Source organism: Streptomyces sp. NPDC086519, assembly GCF_040686075.1.
Taxonomy (GTDB): Bacteria; Actinomycetota; Actinomycetes; order Streptomycetales; family Streptomycetaceae; genus Streptomyces; species Streptomyces shenzhenensis.
In genome coordinates this window covers 46995-67569 of the sequence record NZ_JBFBJL010000022.1, presented here as the reverse complement: position 1 = coordinate 67569, position 20575 = coordinate 46995, and the positions used below count along the sequence as shown (strand labels likewise).

Sequence of the window (20575 nt, the reverse complement as noted above, 5' to 3'; positions counted from 1 at the left end):
GTCCCCCCGGGGCAACCGGCTCGATACCCCGTTGTGCCCCGATCATCCCCGGTCCGCGGACCCCGGGCGGCGCATCACGAGCAGCAGCGCCACGTCGTCCGGGCGGTCGGTGGCGTGCCGGGCCATGGCGGTGAGCCGGTCGGCCACCCCGGTGAGGGTACGGGGGCCGCGCCGCCCCGGCGCCGCCCCCGCCTCGGCCAGGGCCGCCCCCAGCGCCGCGATGCCCTCGTCGATGTCGGCGCCGGGCCGCTCCACCAGCCCGTCCGTGTACAGGGCGAGGATCGCGTCCGGCGCCAGCTCCAGCTCGGTCACCGGATACCGGGCCCGCGGATCCACGCCCAGGACGACACCGCCGGGGACCTCCAGGACCCGGGTGCGGCCGTCCGGGGCGCGCAGCAGGGGCGGCGGATGACCGGCCCGGGCGATCAGGACGCGCCCGGTGGCGGGGTCCAGACGCAGATAGCAGCAGCTGGCGAACTGCCCCGGGTCGAGGTCGATGAGCAGCCGGTTGGTGCCGCTCAGCACCTCGTCGGGCGGCCGGTCGCTGAGCGCGAACGCCCTGACCGCGCTGCGCAGTTGCCCCATGGTGGCGGCCGCCTGCACGCCGTGCCCCTGCACGTCGCCGATGACCAGGGCGAGGCCGTCGCCCGCCCCGACGACGTCGTACCAGTCGCCGCCCACGTCCATGCCCTGGGTGCCCGGCAGATACCGGCCCGCGGTCTCCACCTGGGGGTGCGCCGACAGCCGGCGGGGCAGCAGCGCCTGCTGGAGACCGCGGGCGAGGGCGGCCTCGCTGTCGTAGCGCCGGGCCTTCTCCATCGCGTGCGCGATCAGGCCGGCGAGCGCGGTGAGGACCGTGCGCTCCTCGGTGCTGAAGCCGCGCTCGACGTCGAAGCCGAGGATGCAGGTGCCGACCGGGCGCCCGGAGGCGATCAGCGGCAGGAAGGCGCGGGCGCCCACGTCGGCGTCGAGGGCGAGGCCCGGGTAGGAGTCCGCCAGCTGCCGCATCGACTCGAAGAACAGCGGCCTGCCGCTGGTGAGGGTCTCGACGCCGGGGATGGGGGCGTCCAGACCGACTCCGTCGAACGGGGCGAGGAAGCCGGACGGGAAGCCGTTCTCCCAGGCCAGGTAGAGATGCCGGTCCTGGAGCAGGTAGATGGCGAGCCGGCCGCCGCCGAACGCCGGGAGCAACTCCTGGGTCACCACCGCCGACACCTGCCGTGCGGTCACCGCGTCGGTCAGCGCGATCGCCAGGGCGATGGGCCGGTACAGCGGGGCCAGCGAAGGGCCGCCCGGCCCGCCGGGCCGCCCGTGCCCCGCCGCCGTGCCGGGTCCGGCCGGCGTGTCCGGGCCGGCCGCGCTGGGCAGGCGCATGGCAGGGTCGATCGGGCTGGCCGGGTCGACCGTGCAGGTGATCAGGTCCGGGCCCGGGTGCACGGACAGGGCGAGCAGGCCGCCCTCGGCGGCATCCCCGCGGCGGGCCTGGAAGCGCACCGGGCCACGGGCGAGCAGCGCGCCCCGCCAGTGGTCGTCGTAGGGCGGCCCGCTCAGCCACGGCATCGCCTCCCACACGGGCCGGCCGAGCAGCTCGGCGCGCGGCCGGCCCGCCAGCCGGACGGCGGCCGGGTTGGCATAGCGGACGACCCCGGACCGGTCCAGGCAGAAGACGCCCTGGGGGAGCAGATCGGCCGCCGCGTCGGCGGCCGCGGCCGCGCCCGGGTCGACGACGATCCCGGCGACCAGGGGCGGCCCGGCGGCGCCGGGCGGCGGCCACAGCTCCAGGAGCAGCGGGGCGCCGTCCGCGGCCCGCACCCGCAGCGGGACGTGCGGCGGCTTGCCGGCCGCGGTCCGGCGCAGCGCGGCCAGCACGGCGTCGGCGTCGGCGGCGTCGGCGTCGTCCGGTGTCACGGCCGCGGCCAGCTCGGCGCCGGTATGGGGGACGTCGCGCGGCGCCATGCCGAGCAGGGCGTGCAGCCGGTCGTCCGCGCGCACCGCCGAGGTGGCCGGATCCCAGGTGAACCGGCCCACCCGGGCCGCCCCCGGCAGCGTCGCGGGCGGCCGTACACACACCGGCTCGCCCTCCCAGGCGACCGCCGCGTCGCCCTCCTCGGCCACCAGCTCGCGCAGTCCGGCTCCCAGCGTCTCGGCCAGCCGCCCCAGCCGGTCCAGGTCGGGCAGCTCGTCCACGGTGTCCGAGGTACCGGGAAGCAGCACGGTGAGCACCCCGAAGGACGGCTCCGCGCCGGGCACGGGCGTGTACACCGACCCGAACTGGAACGGCAGGCCCGCCGCGAACTGGGGATAGCGGCGCACCATCTCGGTGGCGTTGGGCAGCACCACCCGCACCCCGAGCCGGTAGGCGTCCGCGACCGGGAACGGCCGGTCCACGTGCAGCCGCCACCAGGGCCTGAACAGCGGGCCGGGAAGCCCCACCAGCGTGGCCAGGCGGAGCAGCCCGGGGGTGCCGGAGCGCAGGTACACACCGGCCACGTGGCCGCCCGCCGCGCCCAGGGCGCCGGTCGAGGCCTCGACCAGCAGCGCGGTCAGCCGCTCACGCGCCCGGCCCACGTGCTCGCCGCTCCCAGTCATCGGGTCCTGCCTCGTCCGCGCACCGCCGGGTGGGTGACACAGCAAGAATGCGCCACGACGGCCCGGAAACGCACCTCCGCGGCGCGGATCGGCTCAGCCCCGCCGACCGGCTCAGCCCGCGTCCACCGGCCGCAGCACCAGGTGGCCGTCCTCCCGGCCGGCCACCATGGCGAACGGGAAGGTGTCCGTCTCCAGACACAGCGGCACGTCCTCCGGATGGACGCCTTCCCAGCCGAGCCGCAGCCCCTCGGCGAGCCGCGCCGCCCCGCCGGAGTTCCGGGCCCGCTCCACGAACGGCTCCGCCCCGACGGAGTCGTCGGCCACCAGCTGGGCGATGTACTCGGCGCACGCCAGGTCCTCCTCGGCCCGCCCGTCCTCCCCGGTGACCACGAAGGTGACCGCGGCGGGCCGCTCGCGCCGCAGCACGGCGGCGGTGGCCCCGGCGACCGCGAAACTCGCGCACAGCAGCAGCCGGGCCCCGGCGGCGGCCAGCGCCCCGGTCGTCCCGGCGGTGGTCTTCTGGACGACCGTGCGGCCCGCGACCTCCAGCGAACGCAGCTCGGCCGGCGAGTTGGCCAGGTCGAAACCCGGCACCACCGGACCGTCCTGGAAGGCCAGCCAGCCGGGGTGACGGGCCTTCAGCTCCAGCGCCCCGTCCAGGGTTTCGGCGAACACGATCCGCTCGGCGCCCCGCCCGAACGCCCAGGCCGCCACGGTGAACGCCCGCATCACGTCGACGACCACGGCGACTTCGGGCGTCGGGGACAGACCGGCGACACCGGTGAACGTGGCCCGCATCCCCCCATCATGCCCGGCGGGTCAGAGTTCCGGGTCCTCGGCCGGCAGGGCCGCGCGCATCGAACGCAGGGCCAGCAGCAGGACGCCGATGTCGTCCAGGTAGATCGGGTCGGGCAGCAGGTCGGTGGGCAGCACCAGATACAGCACGGCACCCCAGAACACCCAGCGCGAGCCCGTCGGCAGCCCGGCCCGGCGCAGGGTGCGCCGGGTGCGGACCAGCCGTACGAGTACGGCGACGGCGCCGGCCAGCAGAGCCGCGGCGACGATCGCGCAGATCACGAGCACGGTCGTGGTGGTGTCCATGGCTGTCCTGTCGTCCGGCCCCGATCCGGCCCGGGGTCTCTCACTGGTCCGTCTTCCCGGTTTCGTCCCCGGGCATGGCCGTCGGCCCGGCACTCTCCTTCGGAGCCCGCAGCCCCTTGAAGGCACGGGTCAACTGGTGGAAGGGGGAGGCGGGTCGGGGCACTGCCGGTGCGGCCGGGGCGGGGGTGTCGCGGAGGGCGGCGAGCGCCTCGCCGGCCCGCTCGGCGGCCTCCCGGTACAGGTCGCGGGACCTGGTCATGGCCTCCAGCGCCTCGGCGTACTGCGCGACGCGCTTCCGCTCCCGCGCCAGCTCCTCCTCCAGCGTCATCAGGGTCCAGTTGTCGCGCAGATCGGCCAGCGCCTCCTCGGTGCCCTGCGGCGCGGGCCTCGGCAGCACGGCGAACCGGCGCAGGGCGGCGATCAGTTCGGCCGGCTCCGAGCCGTCCAGGAAGACGCTGCGCACCGCGTACTCCTGCGCGTCGTAGCCGTCCGGCGCCGGGTCCGGCGGCAGCAGCACGGCGCCACCGCGCGGGCACTCGGCACCGAGGTCGCGCAGCGCCCAGTTGACGGCACGGAACTGCTGCGGCGCGGCCCGGTGTTCCACCACGCGGTGCGCGAGGCCGGGCGGCAGCTGCCGGACCAGCGGCAGCCGGCCGAGCGCGTCGGGCGTCATCGCCTCGTGCACGACGAGGTTGACGCACCAGGCGTCCTTCGCCGCGTCCCGCAGCACCCGGCGCATGTCCTTGTCGTCGGCGGGCAGCGGGTTGACCGTGCGCAGCCGCACGCCCGCCACGGCCGGGAGGTAGTCCCAGGCGGCCTCGCCGCCGTCGCCGGCCTCCTCGCCGTCGGGCCAGAACATCGTCGCCGGGGAGGGCCAGGCCTCGTCCCAGGGCCGGTCGGCCTCGGCGACGAGCTGCCACTCGCGTCCCGCCTGCCGGCCCTGCGGGTCGACGAGGGTCAGCCGGGCGCGCACCGTCACGGTGCCGTCCTCGACGCGCCAGCGGGCCTCGAAGACGCGCCGGGCGGGCTCGTCGGGCACCGGGGGTTCCGCGAAGTCGTCGAGGGCGCCGCTCTCCTGGCGGCGGCGCAGGATCCTGCGGATCACCCCCTCGGAGTCCGGGCCCGTGTGGCGGCCGCGGGCGGGCCAGACGGTCGGCGGAAGGACGGTACGGTCGGCGGCGGAGTTCGACATGGGCCAATCTGCTGGTGGGAGAGACGGCTGCGTCTTCCAGTATCGCCGCCCCGGAGCGTGTCTCACACAGCGGGGGCCCGCGCGTACGGGGGGTGTGCCCCGCACCCGGGGTGCGCATCGTGTGCGTCGTACGACACCGGTTCACCCGTGCCCTTGATCCGGTCCGCCCCGCACAATGGTGCGGCGGACCGGGCCCGCCCGTCCATCCGCTTCGGGGCGGGCCCCGTTCACGCCGCCGAAAGGCGTGCGCGAGGGGCCGACGGCGGTCCGCCGGCCCCTGTGGGTCCGCACCGTCTCAGTGCCTCACGCGCCGCTCTCGCGGAGCATGTCCTCGCGCTCGACGAGCTTGACGCGCTCGCGGCCCTGCGGCTCGCCCAGGGCCTTCTCGGCGGCGTCCAGCCTGTACCAGCCCTCCCAGGTGGTGAAGCGGACCTCGCGCTCGGCGAGGAAGGCGTCCACGGCCTGGGGCGCGGGCGCCTCCGGGGTGTGCAGCCGGCCGTTCGCGTAGTCGTCCAGCAGATTGGACACCGTCTCGTTGGCGTCGCCCTTGGTGTGGCCGATCAGACCGACCGGGCCGCGGCGGATCCAGCCGGTGACGTACGTCGACTGGAGGTGGCTGCCGCTCTCCTCGATGACCCGGCCGCCCTCGTCCGGGACGGTCCCCGAGTCGATGTCCCAGGGCAGCTTGGGCAGTTTGTCGGAGAGGTAGCCGACCGCGCGGTAGACCGCGGTCACGTCCCAGTCCTTGAACTCGCCGGTGCCCTTCACGTTGCCGGTGCCGTCCAGCACGGTGCGCTCGGTGCGCAGGCCGGTGACCCGGCCGTCTTCGCCGAGGATCTCGGACGGCGACTCGAAGAAGTGCAGGAAGATCTTGTGCGGGCGGTCGCCGACGTCGCGGATGGCCCAGTTCTCCAGGGTCTTGGCGACCATGTCGGCCTGCTTGTTGCCGCGCCGGGTCTCGATCGAGCCCTCGTCGTAGTCGATGTCCTCGGGGTCGACGACGACCTCGATGTTGGGGGAGTGGTCGAGCTCGCGCAGCTCCATCGGGGAGAACTTCGCCTGCGCCGGGCCGCGGCGGCCGAAGACGTGCACTTCGAGGGCCTTGTTGGCCTTCAGACCGTCGTAGACGTTCGGCGGGATCTCGGTGGGGAGCAGTTCGTCGGCGGTCTTGGCGAGGACGCGGGCCACGTCCAGGGCCACGTTGCCGACGCCGAGGACCGCTACCTTCTCGGCCTCCAGCGGCCAGGTGCGGGGCACGTCCGGGTGGCCGTCGTACCAGGAGACGAAGTCGGCGGCGCCGTAGGAGCCGTCCAGCTCGATGCCGGGTATCCGCAGCTCGCGGTCGGCGGTCGCGCCGGTCGAGAAGATCACCGCGTCGTAGAACGAGCGCAGGTCGTCGAGGCTGATGTCGGTCGGGTAGTCCACGTTGCCGAAGAGGCGGATCTGCGGCTTGTCCAGCACCTGGTGCAGGGCCGTGACGATGCCCTTGATGCGCGGGTGGTCGGGGGCCACGCCGTACCGGATCAGGCCGAAGGGGGCGGGCATCCGCTCGAAGAGGTCGATGGAGACGCCGGGCTCGGCGGCCACCTCGGACTTGAGCAGGGCGTCGGCGGCGTAGATCCCGGCGGGGCCGGCTCCGACGATGGCTACCCGCAGGGGGCGCGGCATGATCAGGTTCCCTTCGAGTGAGGACAAGCGATCTCGAACGGGAAGCCTAAACTAAGGCAGTCCTAAGTTAGTACGCGGGTCCGGTCTATGACCTCATAAGGCGATCTTATGACGTGTATCGGGTCCGACTTATGGCTTGCGAGCCTTCACAGCTGCCTCCCGGATGCTTGGCGGACCCCTGGCCCATGCACCAACCTGTCCTCCTGCGGCGCACCGAGGCGCGGTGGCCCATGGGCGAGGGGTGAGAAGCGTGGACGCACGCGGGGAGACGACCGTGGCGGTGACCGGCGGCAGCGGATTCGTCGGCAGCCATCTGGTACGACGGCTGCTGAGGCGGGGGTACCGGGTCCGCGCGACCGTCCGCCGGGCCGGTGACGCGGCGAAGGTACGCCCCCTGTGGGAGCTCCAGGAGGCCTTTCCCGGGCAACTCGCCCTCTTCGAGGCCGACCTGCTCAAGGACGGCTCCTTCGACGAGGCCTTCCGCGGCTGCGCGACCGTCTTCCACGTGGCCTCGCCGTTCCTGATGCCGGAGCGGATCAAGGACGGCCAACGGGACGTCGTGGACCCGGCGTTGCTCGGCACCCGCAACGTCCTCGGCAGCGTGGAGCGCACCCCCGAGGTGACGACCCTTGTCCTCACCTCCACCGTGGGCGCGATCTTCGGTGACTACGCCGACGTCCGCGAGATGGCCGGCGAGGTGCTGACCGAGAAGTACTTCAACACCACCAGCACGGTGGCCGACAACCCCTACCACTACGCCAAGACGGTCGCCGAGTGCGCCGCCTGGGAGGCCGAGGCCGCCCAGGACCGCTGGCGCATGGTCGCCCTCAACCCCGGTCTGATCCTGGGCCCCTCCCTGACCCCCGCCTCCGAGTCCGGCAGCCTCTTCCTGCTGGACGAGCTGTTCAAGGGCTACTTCTGCTACGGCGCCCCGGACTTCAGTTTCACCACCGCGGACGTCCGCGACGTGGCCGACGCGCACATCGCGGCGGCGGAGAACCCGGCGGCCAGAGGCCGTTACATCGTGGCCAACGAGACGATGACGTCCTTCCAGGAGATGTCCCGGATCATCCGCACCCGTCACCCCTGGGACCCGCGCCTGCCGCGCACCGCGCTCCCGCACGGACCGGTACGGGTCCTCGGCCCGCTGTTCGGCCTCACCCAGGACTACATACGCAAGCACCTCGGCATCCGCTTCCGCGTCGACAACAGCAGAAGCGTCGACGAACTGGGCCTCACCTACCGGCCCGTCGAGGAGACCCTCCTCGACCACCACGAGAGCTGGCGCGCGCGGCGGCGGCGGCGGCGGAGGGTCTGACCCCGAGCCGTCCGGTCAGGCCGGGCGGATCACGCGGTGGATCGCCGACTCCCCGGCGTTGTAGATCGACTCCTCGCGGATGAGCGCCCCGGGGCTCGGCGCGTGCACCATCGTGCCGCCGCCCGCGTAGATCCCGACGTGACTGTCGTCGTCGAAGAAGAAGATCAGGTCACCGGGCTCGACGGCGGCCAGCGGCATCGGGGTGCCGGCCATGCTCTGCTCCTGCGCGGTACGCGGCAGAATCACCCCGGCGGCACGCCAGGCGGCCTGCATCAGGCTGGAGCAGTCGTACGCCCCCGGCCCGGTCGCCCCCCAGACGCACGGCCGGCCGATCTGCTCGCGCGCGAAGGTCAGCGCCTTCATGGCCTTGCCCGGCTCGGCGAAGGCGCCTGGCGTGGGTGTGGGTGTGGGCGCGCTGGGGATCGGAGCCGCGAACTGCGCGGGTGCGGTCGGCAGGGGGGTGGTGGGGAGCGGAGCCGTGACGACCGGCGCGACGGTGGGCATCGCCATGGCGGGTGCGGGTGCGGGTGCGGGTGCGGGTGCGGGTGCGGCCATCATCGCTTCGGGCTGCGCGGTCATGGCCGCCGGCATGGGGGCCGCCATGGGCGCCGGCGCCGGCGCGGGCATCGCGGCAGCGGGCGGTGTCATCGCTGTGGGCGTCGCGGCGGTGGCGTAGGCGTAGGGGGCGTTGGCGGGCTGCATGCCCACGGCGTAGGCGCCGGTCGTGTCGGCGGCGGGTGCCGCGGCGAAGGAGGCGGCCGGCGGGGTGGGGGCCATGGGCGCGGGGGCGGCGGCTGCCGTGGCGTACGGGTACGCGCCGGTGGCGTAGGCGGTGTCGGCTGCGGCCGGGGGCACCTCGGCATAGGCGGCGGGCGCGTTCGGCGACATGACCCGGAAGCCGGCGTCCATCGGGGCCGGGGCGGCAGCGGGGGCCGCGGTGGGGAAGACGCCGCTGTTCGTGGGGGCGGCGGTGGGGAAGACGCCCGGGTTCGCGTCAGCCGCGGTGGGGAAGACGCCCGGGTTCGGGTCAGCCGCGGTCGGGAAGACGCTCGTGCTCATGGCGTCCGCGGCCGGGAAGGTGCCCACCTCGGCCGGGAAGGCGGCCGCCTCGGCCGGGAAGGTGGCCGCCTCGGCCGGGGTCGGCATCGGGAACGAGCCCGTGGCGCCCGGCGTCATGATGCGGAAGGAGCCGGAGTCCCCCGGGGACGGGACCGGGGCCTGGGCGCCGCCCGCGTCCATGGGAGACGCGCTCTGGTAGGTCCCGCCGCCCGAGCCGCCCGGGGTCATGACGCGGAAGCCGTTGGAGTCCGCCGGGGTCCGGTTCGGGGTGTTGTCGGTGTTCCCTGGGGTCATGATGCGGAAGCCGTTGGAGTCCGCCGGGGTCCGGTTCGGGGTGTTGTCGGCGTTCCCTGGGGTCATGACGCGGAAGCCGCTGGAGTCCGCCGAGGCCCGGCTCCGGGCGTTGTCGGCACCCCCCGGGGTCATGATGCGGAAGGTACCGGTGTCCGACGGGGACACGATCGGGATGCCGCCCGTCTCCGTCACCGCCGGGAGCGCGCGGGTGGCCGCGAGGGCGTCGGTCCGGAAGGAGCCGCTGCCGGTGCGCTGGCTGGGTATGCCGACGGCGGGAGCCTGCCACTGCTCCGCCGGGACCTGGGCCTCGGGCGTGGGCCAGGGGCCGGGCGCCGGCGGAGCGGGCTGGGAGACCGGGACCTGGGCCGGTTCTAGCGCGGCGATCGCGCGCTGCCCGGTGCGCTGGGACAGCACCTCGCGGGCCTTGGCGAGCTTGAGCTGGTTCTTGGTCTTGGAGGCACCCGGGGTGGGCCGTTGCGGCGTGGCGGCGGGCAGCGCCCTGGGCGCGCCCACCGGCCCCGCGGACCCCGCCGGCAGCGCCGCGGCGGGCCCCGCCGTCAACTCCGGTCTGGGGCGCGCCGGCAGCTCACGGACGACCTCGATCTCGCTCTGCGCGGACGGCCCCGCGGTCAGCTCCAGCCGGGACGGTCCGGAGTCCTCCAGCTGGGCGAGCAGGTCGGCTGCCATGGCACTGACAGGCCGCCGCGGACCGGTCCGGTCGGGCATCCGGTCGGAGGGCAGCGCGGCCGGGACGCTCGGTCCCAGCTTCGCGCGCGCGCCCTCGAACCACTCCCGGGCGATGTTGTCGAGGCCCGGGTCGTTACGGCGGGGCCGCTTGAACAGCGGGACACCGCGTGAGCGCGAGCCCCCGCTCGACGCACGGGTGGCGTTGTAATTCCCGGTGGCGTTCTCGGCCTGGTCGTAGAGGCTGTCGATCCGCTGCCGAACCTCGTCACGGCTCTCGGGCGCCATTGAGGGGTCGTGCTCCTTCCGTACTCCGCCTACCGGGTTAGCTGTCGGGTTCGGGCGGTCGAATCCGGAAGGCATGCCCTACGGCCGCTGCCCTTGCGGACGGTCGGCCGATTCACCCCAGTGGTTCGGTTGGGTCCCCGGCTCCGGGTTCGCCCTGGGGGCACCGGACTCGGCGGAGGCCGCGCGGCCCGACGGGATTCGCCGGGGGGAGCCGAACGGCTTGACCGTCAACTTAGCCAACTTGTGTCACTCGTGTGAAGGTTGACGTGCGTAATGTCCGATACGTATTTGTGATGTTCGTCGTAGCGTTCGAACTCGACCGTACGGGACGGCATTTCGCGCGCGTCGAGCACTTCCGCAGGGTCACCGGGCCGTTGCCGTCGGTCGCGTTTCCCCTGTTCCCCGCCGCTCCGGAACTCCCGCTTGCTATGAGGTCGCCGTGAATTCGCGGGTCTGTTGAACACGATGGCGCCGCGGGCCGTATAGGGCCGGGGATTTCCATGTCCGGCCGCCCACGAGACGCAGGGGAACGACCTTGAGACGCAACAGGCGCAGACGCCCGACCGGCGCACAACGCGCGACCTTCGCAGCGGTCGCCCTGATGCTCGGCGGCGCAGGACTGGTCGCGGTGAACGTCTACGCCTCGGCGACCGAGGGCGGCGGGGACCCGGCCCAGGCCGCCACCGCCCAAGTGCTGTCCGCGCCCACGATCTACTGCCCCGACGTCGGCAGCCGCCTGACGGCGGTGCCCGAGGCGGCCCGCGCCGACGTCGACGGCGAACTCGCCAAGCTGGACCAGCAGGTCGCGGCCGCCTACCAGCAACTCACCCAGTCCGCTGCGGCGATCGAGCAGAACCCCGGCCTCGCCGACCAGACGATCATGAGCCCGCTGAAGGAGAAGCGGTCCGAGTCGATCCAGCGCATCGCCGACGCCATCGCCCGCGAGGGCGACCGCCCGCAGGGCCTCGACGACCTCGCCGCCTGCACCCTGCGCTCCTCGAACCAGGGCGGCGGGCAGTCGGCGGCGCCCCAGGGCAGTGCCACGCCGAGCCAGAGCGGGCAGGGCGGCGCCGCGCCGACTCAGGGCACCGGCGCCGGAGGCCAGGGCGGCAACGGACCGGTCGCCGCCGACTACGCGGACATCACCTCCGTCCAGCCCGATGTCACCACCCCGGCCGCACGGCCCGGCGGCTCCACCGGCACCTTCAGCTCCAGCTGCGGCGTCAACGCGAACGGCCTGTTCAACTCGGACAACGTGATCGTCGCGCCCGGCGTCTCCAACGGCGCCCACCACTTCCACGACTACATCGGCAACCAGTCCAACAACGCCTTCGCCAGCGACCAGGACCTCGCGAACGCCGACACCAGCTGCGCCGACAAGGGGGACAGGTCCACGTACTACTGGCCCGTGCTGCGCCTGCAGAACGGCAGGCAGGAGCGGGACGCCGACAAGCCGGGCGGCGGCACCGAGGGCAACGCCGGGCAGATCGTCACGGCCAAGCAGGTCACGCTGACCTTCGAGGGCAACCCGACCTCCAAGGTCACCGAGATGCCGCGGCTGCTGCGCATCATCACCGGCGACGCCAAGGCCTTCGTCAACGGCCCGGCCAACGCCAACGCCTCCTGGAGCTGCACCGGTTACGAGGACCGGCAGCTCAAGGACAAGTACCCGCTGTGTCCGGCGGGCAGCGACGTCGTGCGCACGTTCAGGTTCCAGAGCTGCTGGGACGGCCGGAACATCGACAGCGCCAACCACCGCACCCACGTGGCCTTCGAGGCTCCCGACGGGAGTTGCCCGGCCGGTTTCCAGGCCATCCCGCAGCTGGTGCAGCGCATCGTCTACGCCGTGGACGCGCCGAGCCTCGCGGACGGCGGCCGTACGGTCCCGCTGTTCGCGGTGGACTCGTTCCCCGAGCAGCTGCACAAGCCGGTCACCGACCACGGCGACTTCATCAACGTCTTCGACGAGAGCCTGATGCGGACGATGGTCGACTGCATCAACTCCGGCCGGACCTGCGGGGCGGGGGCCGGCGGGCAGCCGCCGTCCGAGAGCGCGCAGCCGACCCCGAGCGAGACCGCGAGCCCGGTCGCCCCGCCGGCCCAGACGCAGAGCGCCGCGCCGTCCGAGCCGGTGACCGAGCAGCCGCCGTCCCAGCAGCCGTCGTCCGAGCCCCCGGCGGGCACCCCGGCCACGGAGACCACCCCCGCCTCCGGCGGCACCGAGCTGCCGAGGGTCGACGCGACCGTGTCGCCGACGAAGACGTCGACCACCAAGTCGTCGGGCGGCGGTGTGATCAGCAGGCCGACACAGCGGCCCGACACCCAGGCGCCGACCGGCACCGCCGCCGAGCCGAGCGGCACCGCAGCCGCCGAGCCGACCGGCACCGCGGTCGCCGCCCCGGCCGGTCAGGAGACCCCGGCCACCGGCTCCCAGACGGAACCCCAGACCGAGCCCCAGGCCGTCCAGGGCGGTCTCGCCGAGACCGGTGCCCACCTGTGGCCCGCGGTCTTCGGCGGGCTGCTGCTGGCCTTCGGGGCCGTGCTGCTGTGGTGGACCCGGCGGAACCCGGCCTGACCCTTCCCGCGCACCGCGCGGCGTGTCCTGGGCGAGCTCGAACGCGGGGAGCACCTCGTCGTGCTCCGCGCCGCCGAGCCCGCCCGGGTGCGCTACGACGGGGCCGTGCCGGGGGAGCACGGCCAGGGCCGGCTCCTCCTCGGTCCTGCCCGGGAGTTCGCCGGTGCGGACTGGGCGGCGGCGACCCGTACTCCGGACATCCCGCCGGAGGTGAAGCGCCGGTATCCGGCCGGGCCGGGGCCGCCCGTGGCAGCCACGGACGCCCGCCGGACCGCACGGACGTCACCGCCGGGCCGGCCCGCCGTCGACAGGCCCTGCCGCGGCAGGCCTGCCGCGGTGTCGCCGTCCGCGGTGTCGCCGTCCGTGCCGGACGAGGCGACGACCACTGGAACGGAAGCCTCACCCCCGGCCTCTTGTTGACTCTGTGTCATATTACTGAACCGTAACCCGACGGCTGCTACCGCCGGTAACGCATCGCTCGTTACCGTCGGGTAAACCGCACCCGCCCCGTCGGCCGCTCCGGGGACATCCGCCGCACCTCCCACGTCCAGCACGTCCAGGAGGGTTCCCCATGCCTGTCCGCACTCGCCTGCTGGCCACCGCCGTCGCCGCGGCCGCCTGCCTCTGCCTCCAGACCCTGCAGGCCACGGCCTCCCAGGCGGAGGTCTCCCGGGGTGTCACCATCCCGGCCTTCTACGATCCGCCGGCCACCCTGCCCACCGCCGACGGCGCCGTCGTCCGCAGCGAACCCCTGCCGCTGGCCCTGAGCCTGCCGAGCCTGCCCGGCCCGCTGCCCGGCACCGCGACCCGGCTGATGTACAAGTCGACCGACTCGGCGGGCGGTCCCGTCGCCGTCACCGGCGCCTACATCGAGCCGACCGCCCCCTGGCTCGGCCCCGGCGCCCGCCCGCTGGTCGCGCTGGCCCCCGGCACCATGGGGCAGGGTGACCAGTGCTCCGCGTCCATGGGCTTGGAGCATCCCCTGGTCCTCAACGGCCAGACGGTGTCCGTCGGTTACGAGGACCTGTCGATCTACCGGCTGCTCGCCGAGGGCGTCGCGGTCGTCGTCACCGACTACGTCGGGCTCGGCGCGACGGACCGGCTCCACACCTACGTCAACCGGCTGGACGGCGCGCACGCCGTCCTGGACGCCGTACGCGCCGCCCGGAGCCTGCCGGGCTCCTCGGTCACCGCCGCCTCGCGGGTGGGCCTGTTCGGCTACAGCCAGGGCGGCGGCGCGACCGCCGCGGCCGCCGAGCTCCAGCCCTCCTACGCCCCGGACATCACCCTGTCCGGCACCTACGCGGGGGCGCCGCCCGCCGACCTCACCGCCGTCACCGCCGCCATCGACGGCAGCGACCTGGCCGGCGCCCTCGGCTGGGCGGTCAACGGCTTCGTCCAGTCGGACCCGGCGCTGAGGCCGGTCGTCGACGCCCATCTCGGCACGGCGGGCCGGGCCGCTCTCGCCGACCTGTCGACGATGTGCGTCGGCGACGCGATCCTCGCCTACGGTTCCCGGCACAGCACCGCCTGGACGAACGACGGCAGCTCCATCTCCGAGGTGATCGGCGCGGAGCCGGCCCTCCAGGCCTTCCTCGACCAGCAGCGCATCGGCAGGACCGCGCCCGCGAGCCCGGTCCGGGTGGCCACCGGCGTCAGCGACGACCTCGTCCCGCACGCGCAGGCACGGCGGCTCGCCCTCGACTGGTGCGGCGAGGGCGCCGACGTCACCTATGTGCCGGTCGTCCTGCCGGACGCGGGCCGCGCCCTGCTCAACCACCTCGAACCCCTGCTCACCGACCAGGGCGACGCCATCGGCTGGCTCACGGCCCGGCTGTCCGGCGTACCGGCCGTCTCCAACTGCTGGACCATGCCCGCACAGCCCTGACCGCCGGCCCGCACAGCCCTGACCGCCGGCCCGCCGGCGCTTGCCGTCGGCGGGCCAGCGACCATCGCGGGCCCCGACGCCGGCCGGCACACGACGGAGTCGAACCGCCCTCGTGCGAGTTCCCCGGCGGGCCCGGCACCGTGGCGTGCCGGGAACCGTGCGCGACGCTCGCCGGCCTCCTCGCGGCCGGCACCCGGCCTGTCCGCGGGGTGCCGGTCACCCGGACGGACGAAGGTGCGGGCGCCGGAGCCAGGGCACACGATGGGAGCAGGCCATGTCGTCGATCCGAGGGAGCGCCGGATGGCAGCGCAGCGCCGTGCCTGCGGGCCGCCCGCGGAGGAGATGCTGCGGGAGTGCGCCCGTGACGTGGTGGCCGTCGCCGAGGGCATCCGCGAAGTCTCCGCGCGGACCAGTTCCGTCCTGTTCGCCCCGGCGCTGACCGGTTCCGCGCGCCGCCACCCGCGCACCGGACTGGCCGCCCGCTGGGCGCTGCTGCGGACGCTCACCAACAGGCAGGGCCTCGGCGGCTCGGCGATCGTCGCGCCCGACGGCGTCGGTCATCTGCTCGGCGCGGCGGGGGAGGCACTGGGCCGGGAGAGCCTGGCCGCGCTGGTGGCGGTCACCTCGCTGCGGCTCAGGATCGCGGCCGTCCTCCTCGACCACCCCGAGTTCGGGCACGACCCGGGGATGCGCCGGCTGACGGACGCCGTCACCGCCGACCGCGACCCGGAGGCCGTCCGCGCGCTGCGGGCCCTCTTCAAGGACCAGGGCGCCCAGCGCTCGCTGTCCGCGCTCGCCCCGATCCTCGCCGAACTCCTCGCCATCAGGGGCCTGCTGGACGAGGACCCGCTCAGCGACGAGACCGCCTGGGCGCTGGCCGCCGGCCGGGAGCTGACCACCGGCCCGGTCAGGGGCCTCGACGGCTCCCACCTGTCCGGCACGGGCCAGGGCGAGGGCGCCGCCCAGGCCGTCGAACTGTCCGCCGAGGAGGCCCGGTCCATCGCCGACGAGGGCTCCTTCCTCGGCTTCCTGCGCAACATCGACGTGCTCGCGGGCGACGGCCGCGTCCTCGTGCAGGAGGTACGCGGCCCCGACGGCGTGCTCCGGTACGTCGTCCAGGTCCCCGGCACCGCCCCCGGCCGCCCCCGCGACGACTCCCCGCGGGACGTCGCCGGCGCCTGGCGCAACCTGTTCCTGACCGACTCGCCGTTCACCCGCTCGATCCTGCTGGCCATCCGGCACCACGGCATCCCGCGCGGCGCCGACCTCGCGCTGGTCGGGCACGGCGAGGGCGGGACCGCGCTGCTGAACCTCGCGCAGGACGACGACTTCTGCCGCGCCTACCGGGTCACCCACGTGGTCGCCGTCGGCGCGCAGACCGACGACCGCAGGCCCGCCGACCCGCGCACCTGGGTCGCCGGCATCACCAACCGGCACGACATCGTCCCGGTCCTGGACGGTCCCGGCGCCCCGCACCCCAACCGGTACCGGGTCGACTACACCGGCCCCACCCGCGAGTTCCCGGGCTGCCACCTGCTCCGCGTCTACATCGACCACCTGGAGACCGTGGTCCCGCAGGCCCGGGCCGACGTGGACCGGGCCCTCGCCCCCTACCGCGGCCCGGTCGAACGCACCCGCGCCTACCGGCTCGGGGACCGCGCCCGCCCGCCCGAGGGCTACCCCCTCCTGGCCGTCCCCACCACGAGCCTGGCCACCTCGGCGGGCCCGGTCGAGCTGCCGGTGCGCTACTACGACTCCTCCGCCGCGCACCTGTGCTTCCCGGTCGACACCGACGTGGCCCGCAGCCTGCTGCCGGACGTCGCCTGGCTGGTCCCCGCCCGGCTCGGCCGCCGCGCCCTCGCCGTGCTCTCCGTCTACGAGCACCGCTGCACCACCATCGGCCCCTACACCGAACTCGGCCTGTCGGTGCTGGTCGACGACCTGTGGCGGCCGCGCGCGTACGACCTCGCCGCGGATCTGCTGCGCCGTGCCGACCTGCGCCGCACCGGACGGTACGTGGTCTCGCTCGCCGTCGGCACGCAGGAGGCACGGGCGGTGGCCGAGGAGGTCTGGGCCCAGCCGGCCGTGTGCGGATCCGCCGACGTCGATCTGCGGGGGCGGGAGGTGCGGGTACACGCGCCCGAGCTCGGTGTCTCGGTCGAGGGCCGCCCGGGGCCCGGCGCCCGCTGTCCCGAGGCGGACTGGGTGCTCTACGGGCGTCGCGGCGAGGGCATCGTACGCACCCTGGTCCGTGCCCACGGCAAGCAGCGCGTCCATGCCCGCCCCCGGCTGCGGCTGCGGCTCGACGGCGCCCACGGCCCGCTCGCCCGGCACCTCCAGATCCTCGAACTGGACGCCGTACGGCCCGGGTTCGTCCTGTCCAGCCCCCGGTTCGTGGCCCACAGAAGCGCCGGCGCGGTGCTGCCGCGCTAGGCATCCCTCCGAGCACAGGTGAGCCCCATGGCGACCGAATCCCGCCCCACCACCGCCGCCCCCGAACTCCTCGCGTACGTGGACGGCCTGAGAGTCGACGCGGACCGGATGGACGGCTACGCCGGGCGCCTGCGCGGCGCCGCCGAGACGCTGGACCACTGCGCCGAGGCACCTCGGTGGAGCGGTGCCGTCCTGGAGCGGCAGGCGACGGCGTGTGTGACCGCGGCGATACAACTGCGGGCGGCCGCCGCCGCGTTGCTGGCACATGCGGCGCAGTGAGCGGCGGCCCCCGATCAGGCGGGGCGGCCGGGACGGTCCCGTCCCGGCCGCGGCGTGGCCGGGTCAGCCGGCCGGAGCGGTGTGGGGTTGTTCCGGGCCGGGCTTGGGGCGGGTGCGGGTCCAGGACGGGTCGGCGGCGGGATGCTCAGGAGTGGGGGGACGGTCCATGGGCAGAGGGGTCTCCTGCGGTGTGGGGGGTGGTGAGCGGTGCGTCGGGAGCCGTCGACAGCTCGGCCCAGACGACGCGGGCGGAGGGCCGTCCCTCCGGCGCGGCCGTGACGCCCCAGTCGAGACTGAGCGCGTCGACGAGGAACAGGCCGCGCCCGTTCTGCTCGTCGGGTCTGGCCCGCCGGGGGGCCGGGAGCGCGATGACGCTCCCGTTCTGGTCCTCGACCTCGATGCGGATCCGGTCGGCGTCGGCGTGCACCCGGCAGACGATCCGCCGGCCGGCCGAGTGCACGATCGAGTTGGTGACCAGTTCCGAGGTCACCAGGACCGCGTTGTCGCGGGCCTCCTCGGACACGCCCCACATGCCGAGCAGCTCGCCCACGCTCCGGCGGGCGTTGCCCACCGCGCGCGGTGTCGGCGCCAGGTCGAAGGCCCGGCTGTGCGGGGCGGGACGGTCCCCGGAGGCGAACCGGCCGAGGCCTTGCGGCCCAGGGAGTCGGCCGAGGCGTTCGCCTCCGGGTGGTGTGGGGACGCCCGTCGCGTCCGACGGGCGGTGCGGGCCTTCCGCGGCGGCCGCCAGGGCGGGCCGGGGCAGGCCGGGTATGTGGTCCTCGGGCAGTCGGTCGAGCGGCTGGGGGAGAGAGGGCGGGGCCATCGCCGTGCGCCTTTCGTCCGGCTTCGCAGCGTGAGAGCTGAGCGGTCGCGTCCGTCCCGGCCACGCGGTGGCAGACGACAACCCGTGCCTGGGCGGCGCCGGGCCGCAGCTCAGTCTCCCCCGACTGGACTGCTTCGCCTGCTCCTTGGTCGGCCGGAGCAGTAGGTCCACTCTGGCATCTGCCAACATCGCCTCGCAACCGGCAAGTTGAAAATTGCAAGAAGCGAAGTGCATGCTGCTCCCGACGTGAAGTGATCGGACGAGTCCGTGCACGATCACGAGCACATGAGACGGTGACCCTGAAACCTGGTGTGAGGGGGTAGGGCGTGACCTCGGAGACCGACTGGGGCGGAGCCCCGTCCGTCCTGCGCATGATCCTCGGCAGACAGCTGGAGGAGATGCGGACCAGGGCCGGTCTGACCTTCGAGCAGGCGGCCGCCGCCATCGGGGTCAGCCATTCCACGATCCGCCGGATGGAGGCCGCCAAGGTGGCCCGGCTCCGGCTGGCCGACGCCGAGAAGCTCCTACAGGTCTACGGCGTGACGGACCGCCAGGAGGTCGACACCTTCCTGCAGTCGGTGCGCGAGGCCAACAAACGCGGCTGGTGGCACACCTACCGGGACGTGATGCCGGACTGGTTCGCCGCGTATCTCAGCCTGGAACAGGCCGCGTTGCAGATCCGCGCCTACGAGAACCAGTTCGTGCACGGCCTGTTGCAGACCCGCCAGTACGCCGCCGCCCTGCTCGGCGCCGGCAACCCGCACGCCCCCGGGGAGGCGACCGAGCGCATGGTGGCGCTGCGCATGCGCCGCCAGGAGCTGATCACCCGGCAGGCACCGCCTCGGCTGTGGGTCGTGATGGACGAGACCGTGCTGCGCTGGCCGGTCGGCGGCGCCGGGGTGATGCGCTCCCAGATCGACCACCTCATCGAGGTCAACCGGCTTCCCAACGTCACCTTGCAGATCATGCCGTTCGCCAACGGCCCGCACCCCGCCATGCGCGCGGGCGCGTACCACCTCTTCCGGTTCCGGGCTCCCGAACTGCCCGACATCGTCTATCTCAACGGCCTGGTGGGCGCTGTCTACCTGGACAAGAGCGCCGATGTCGTGGTCTATCGCGAGGCCCTGGACCGGTTGGGCGCCCAGGCGGCGCCCGCCAGAAAGACCGAGGCCCTCCTCGGTGCGATTCGCAAGGAGCTCTGACGTGCACCACCCCATACGCAACGGCATCCCGTCCCGGCAACTCGGCGCGCTCGGCTGGTCCAAGCCGTGGAGCGACGACGCCGGCGGCGCCTGCGTCGAAGTGAAGAAGCTCGCCGACGGCCGGGTCGCGGTTCGCCAGTCGACCGATCCCGACGGTCCGGCGCTGGTCTTCACACCCCGTGAGATGACGAGTTTCCTGTCCGGAGTGAAGGCGGGTGACGCCGACTTCCTGATGTGACCCGTGTTCCCGGAACTTCCTTGGTATGGCTGATCGTTCAACCAACCCCCACACCTGACACCCCACCCCCAGACCCCGAACACCCCCCCGCATCCCCCTCACCTGAATGGGAGACACGGCGTTGCCCGACAACGGATGGCCGGCCGACCGCATCGACACCGAGAACGCGCACTCCGCGCGGATCTACGACTACATCCTGGGCGGCAAGGACTACTACCCCGCCGACCAGGAGGCGGGTGACGCGATGTCGCGGGAGTGGCCCGCGCTCCCGATCCACATGCGCGCCAACCGCGACTGGATGAACCGTGCCGTGCGCTGGCTCGCCGAGGAGGCGGGGATGCGCCAGTTCCTGGACGTCGGGACCGGCATCCCCACCTCGCCGAACCTCCACGAGATAGCCCAGGCGGTGTCCCCGGACTCCCGGGTGGTCTACGTGGACAACGACCCCATCGTCCTCACCCTGTCCCAGGGCCTGCTCTCCAGCACGCCCGAGGGCCGCACGGCGTACATCGAGGCGGACTTCCGCGACCCGGCGGCCATCCTCGACGCCCCCGAACTGCGCGAGACCCTCGACCTCGGCAAGCCGGTGGCGCTCACGGTGATCGCCATCGTGCACTTCATGCTCGACGAGGACGACGCCGTCGGTGTCGTACGACGGCTGCTCGAACCGCTGCCCTCGGGCAGCTACCTGGCGATGTCCATCGGCACCGCCGAGTTCGCGCCCGAGGAGGTGGGCCGGGTCGCCCGCGAGTACGCGGCCCGCAACATGCCGATGCGGCTGCGCACCATCGACGAGGCCCACGAGTTCTTCGAGGGCCTGGAACTGGTCGAGCCGGGCATCGTCCAGGTGCACAAGTGGCACCCGGACGGCACCGGCGAGCAGGGCATCCGCGACGAGGACATCGCGATGTACGGAGCGGTCGCCCGCAAGCCGTGACGCCCCC

General features: G+C 74.1%; 15 protein-coding genes and 1 riboswitch. Of the genes, 8 read left to right on the top strand and 7 right to left on the bottom strand.

Annotated elements, in window-relative coordinates:
- Nucleotides 1-42 precede the first annotated feature (42 nt).
- The 5 genes from AB0P24_RS21990 to AB0P24_RS21970 form a co-directional block, all read right to left on the bottom strand.
- Nucleotides 43-2589 carry a SpoIIE family protein phosphatase gene (locus tag AB0P24_RS21990; protein WP_365796443.1) on the bottom strand — a complete coding sequence of 849 codons (2547 nt, stop codon included), beginning with the start codon at nt 2587-2589 and terminating at the stop codon, nt 43-45.
- A 111-nt stretch (nt 2590-2700) separates the two neighbouring features.
- A complete protein-coding gene (locus AB0P24_RS21985) occupies nt 2701-3387 on the bottom strand; it encodes a 2-phosphosulfolactate phosphatase (protein ID WP_365796441.1) in 687 nt (228 codons plus the stop codon).
- Nucleotides 3388-3408: 21 nt separating this feature from the next.
- Entirely contained in the window at nt 3409-3690 is a 282-nt protein-coding gene (locus AB0P24_RS21980) for a YkvA family protein (RefSeq protein ID WP_089103535.1), read from the bottom strand.
- A gap of 40 nt (nt 3691-3730) precedes the next feature.
- Nucleotides 3731-4882: a hypothetical protein gene (locus tag AB0P24_RS21975; RefSeq protein ID WP_365796439.1), complete on the bottom strand. Its 1152-nt coding sequence runs from the start codon at nt 4880-4882 to the stop codon at nt 3731-3733.
- Between the two features lie 303 nt (nt 4883-5185).
- Complete coding sequence (locus AB0P24_RS21970; RefSeq protein ID WP_365796437.1) at nt 5186-6550, bottom strand: FAD-dependent oxidoreductase; 1365 nt, start codon at nt 6548-6550, stop codon at nt 5186-5188.
- A 250-nt stretch (nt 6551-6800) separates the two neighbouring features.
- On the opposite strand from AB0P24_RS21970, the gene AB0P24_RS21965 reads away from it, so the two are divergent.
- Entirely contained in the window at nt 6801-7868 is a 1068-nt protein-coding gene (locus AB0P24_RS21965) for an NAD-dependent epimerase/dehydratase family protein (RefSeq protein ID WP_365796435.1), read from the top strand.
- A gap of 15 nt (nt 7869-7883) precedes the next feature.
- Here AB0P24_RS21965 and AB0P24_RS21960 read toward each other — a convergent pair whose 3' ends face one another.
- Nucleotides 7884-10193, bottom strand: a complete 2310-nt coding sequence (locus tag AB0P24_RS21960; RefSeq protein WP_365796433.1) for an NlpC/P60 family protein — start codon at nt 10191-10193, stop codon at nt 7884-7886.
- 10 nt (nt 10194-10203) lie between these two features.
- Nucleotides 10204-10378: riboswitch (cyclic di-AMP (ydaO/yuaA leader) on the bottom strand.
- A gap of 416 nt (nt 10379-10794) precedes the next feature.
- Here AB0P24_RS21960 and AB0P24_RS21955 point away from each other — a divergent pair.
- The 4 genes from AB0P24_RS21955 to AB0P24_RS21940 all read left to right on the top strand — a co-directional run bounded on the left by AB0P24_RS21955 (nt 10795) and on the right by AB0P24_RS21940 (nt 17368).
- Complete coding sequence (locus AB0P24_RS21955) at nt 10795-12768, top strand: DUF1996 domain-containing protein (RefSeq protein WP_365796581.1); 1974 nt, start codon at nt 10795-10797, stop codon at nt 12766-12768.
- 571 nt (nt 12769-13339) lie between these two features.
- Complete coding sequence (locus AB0P24_RS21950; protein ID WP_365796431.1) at nt 13340-14656, top strand: lipase family protein; 1317 nt, start codon at nt 13340-13342, stop codon at nt 14654-14656.
- A 300-nt stretch (nt 14657-14956) separates the two neighbouring features.
- Entirely contained in the window at nt 14957-17089 is a 2133-nt protein-coding gene (locus AB0P24_RS21945) for a hypothetical protein (protein WP_365796430.1), read from the top strand.
- Between the two features lie 27 nt (nt 17090-17116).
- The gene (locus AB0P24_RS21940) at nt 17117-17368 is read left to right on the top strand and encodes a hypothetical protein (RefSeq protein WP_365796428.1); all 252 of its coding nucleotides are present in this window, start codon (nt 17117-17119) and stop codon (nt 17366-17368) included.
- Nucleotides 17369-17513: 145 nt separating this feature from the next.
- Here the strand turns inward: AB0P24_RS21940 and AB0P24_RS21935 are convergent, their stop codons facing one another.
- Complete coding sequence (locus tag AB0P24_RS21935; RefSeq protein WP_365796426.1) at nt 17514-18191, bottom strand: ATP-binding protein; 678 nt, start codon at nt 18189-18191, stop codon at nt 17514-17516.
- A gap of 326 nt (nt 18192-18517) precedes the next feature.
- On the opposite strand from AB0P24_RS21935, the gene AB0P24_RS21930 reads away from it, so the two are divergent.
- The 3 genes from AB0P24_RS21930 (at nt 18518) to AB0P24_RS21920 (ending at nt 20568) form a co-directional block, all read left to right on the top strand.
- Nucleotides 18518-19393, top strand: a complete 876-nt coding sequence (locus tag AB0P24_RS21930; protein ID WP_365796424.1) for a helix-turn-helix transcriptional regulator — start codon at nt 18518-18520, stop codon at nt 19391-19393.
- A gap of 1 nt (nt 19394) precedes the next feature.
- The gene (locus AB0P24_RS21925) at nt 19395-19631 is read left to right on the top strand and encodes a DUF397 domain-containing protein (RefSeq protein WP_365796422.1); all 237 of its coding nucleotides are present in this window, start codon (nt 19395-19397) and stop codon (nt 19629-19631) included.
- 121 nt (nt 19632-19752) lie between these two features.
- Nucleotides 19753-20568, top strand: coding sequence for an SAM-dependent methyltransferase (locus AB0P24_RS21920; RefSeq protein WP_365796420.1), 816 nt, complete (start codon nt 19753-19755; stop codon nt 20566-20568).
- The last annotated feature ends 7 nt before the right edge of the window (nt 20569-20575 follow it).

Bases quoted from the DNA above. Each gene is read 5' to 3' on its own strand.
- AB0P24_RS21960 (WP_365796433.1), bottom strand. From the start codon at position 10,193: ATGGCGCCCGAGAGCCGTGACGAGGTTCGGCAGCGGATCGACAGCCTC.
- AB0P24_RS21935 (WP_365796426.1), bottom strand. From the start codon at position 18,191: ATGGCCCCGCCCTCTCTCCCCCAGCCGCTCGACCGACTGCCCGAGGAC.
- AB0P24_RS21980 (WP_089103535.1), bottom strand. From the start codon at position 3,690: ATGGACACCACCACGACCGTGCTCGTGATCTGCGCGATCGTCGCCGCG.
- AB0P24_RS21975 (WP_365796439.1), bottom strand. From the start codon at position 4,882: ATGTCGAACTCCGCCGCCGACCGTACCGTCCTTCCGCCGACCGTCTGG.
- AB0P24_RS21940 (WP_365796428.1), top strand. From the start codon at position 17,117: ATGGCGACCGAATCCCGCCCCACCACCGCCGCCCCCGAACTCCTCGCG.
- AB0P24_RS21945 (WP_365796430.1), top strand. From the start codon at position 14,957: ATGGCAGCGCAGCGCCGTGCCTGCGGGCCGCCCGCGGAGGAGATGCTG.
- AB0P24_RS21990 (WP_365796443.1), bottom strand. From the start codon at position 2,589: ATGACTGGGAGCGGCGAGCACGTGGGCCGGGCGCGTGAGCGGCTGACC.
- AB0P24_RS21970 (WP_365796437.1), bottom strand. From the start codon at position 6,550: ATGCCGCGCCCCCTGCGGGTAGCCATCGTCGGAGCCGGCCCCGCCGGG.
- AB0P24_RS21985 (WP_365796441.1), bottom strand. From the start codon at position 3,387: ATGCGGGCCACGTTCACCGGTGTCGCCGGTCTGTCCCCGACGCCCGAA.
- AB0P24_RS21955 (WP_365796581.1), top strand. From the start codon at position 10,795: ATGCTCGGCGGCGCAGGACTGGTCGCGGTGAACGTCTACGCCTCGGCG.
- AB0P24_RS21950 (WP_365796431.1), top strand. From the start codon at position 13,340: ATGCCTGTCCGCACTCGCCTGCTGGCCACCGCCGTCGCCGCGGCCGCC.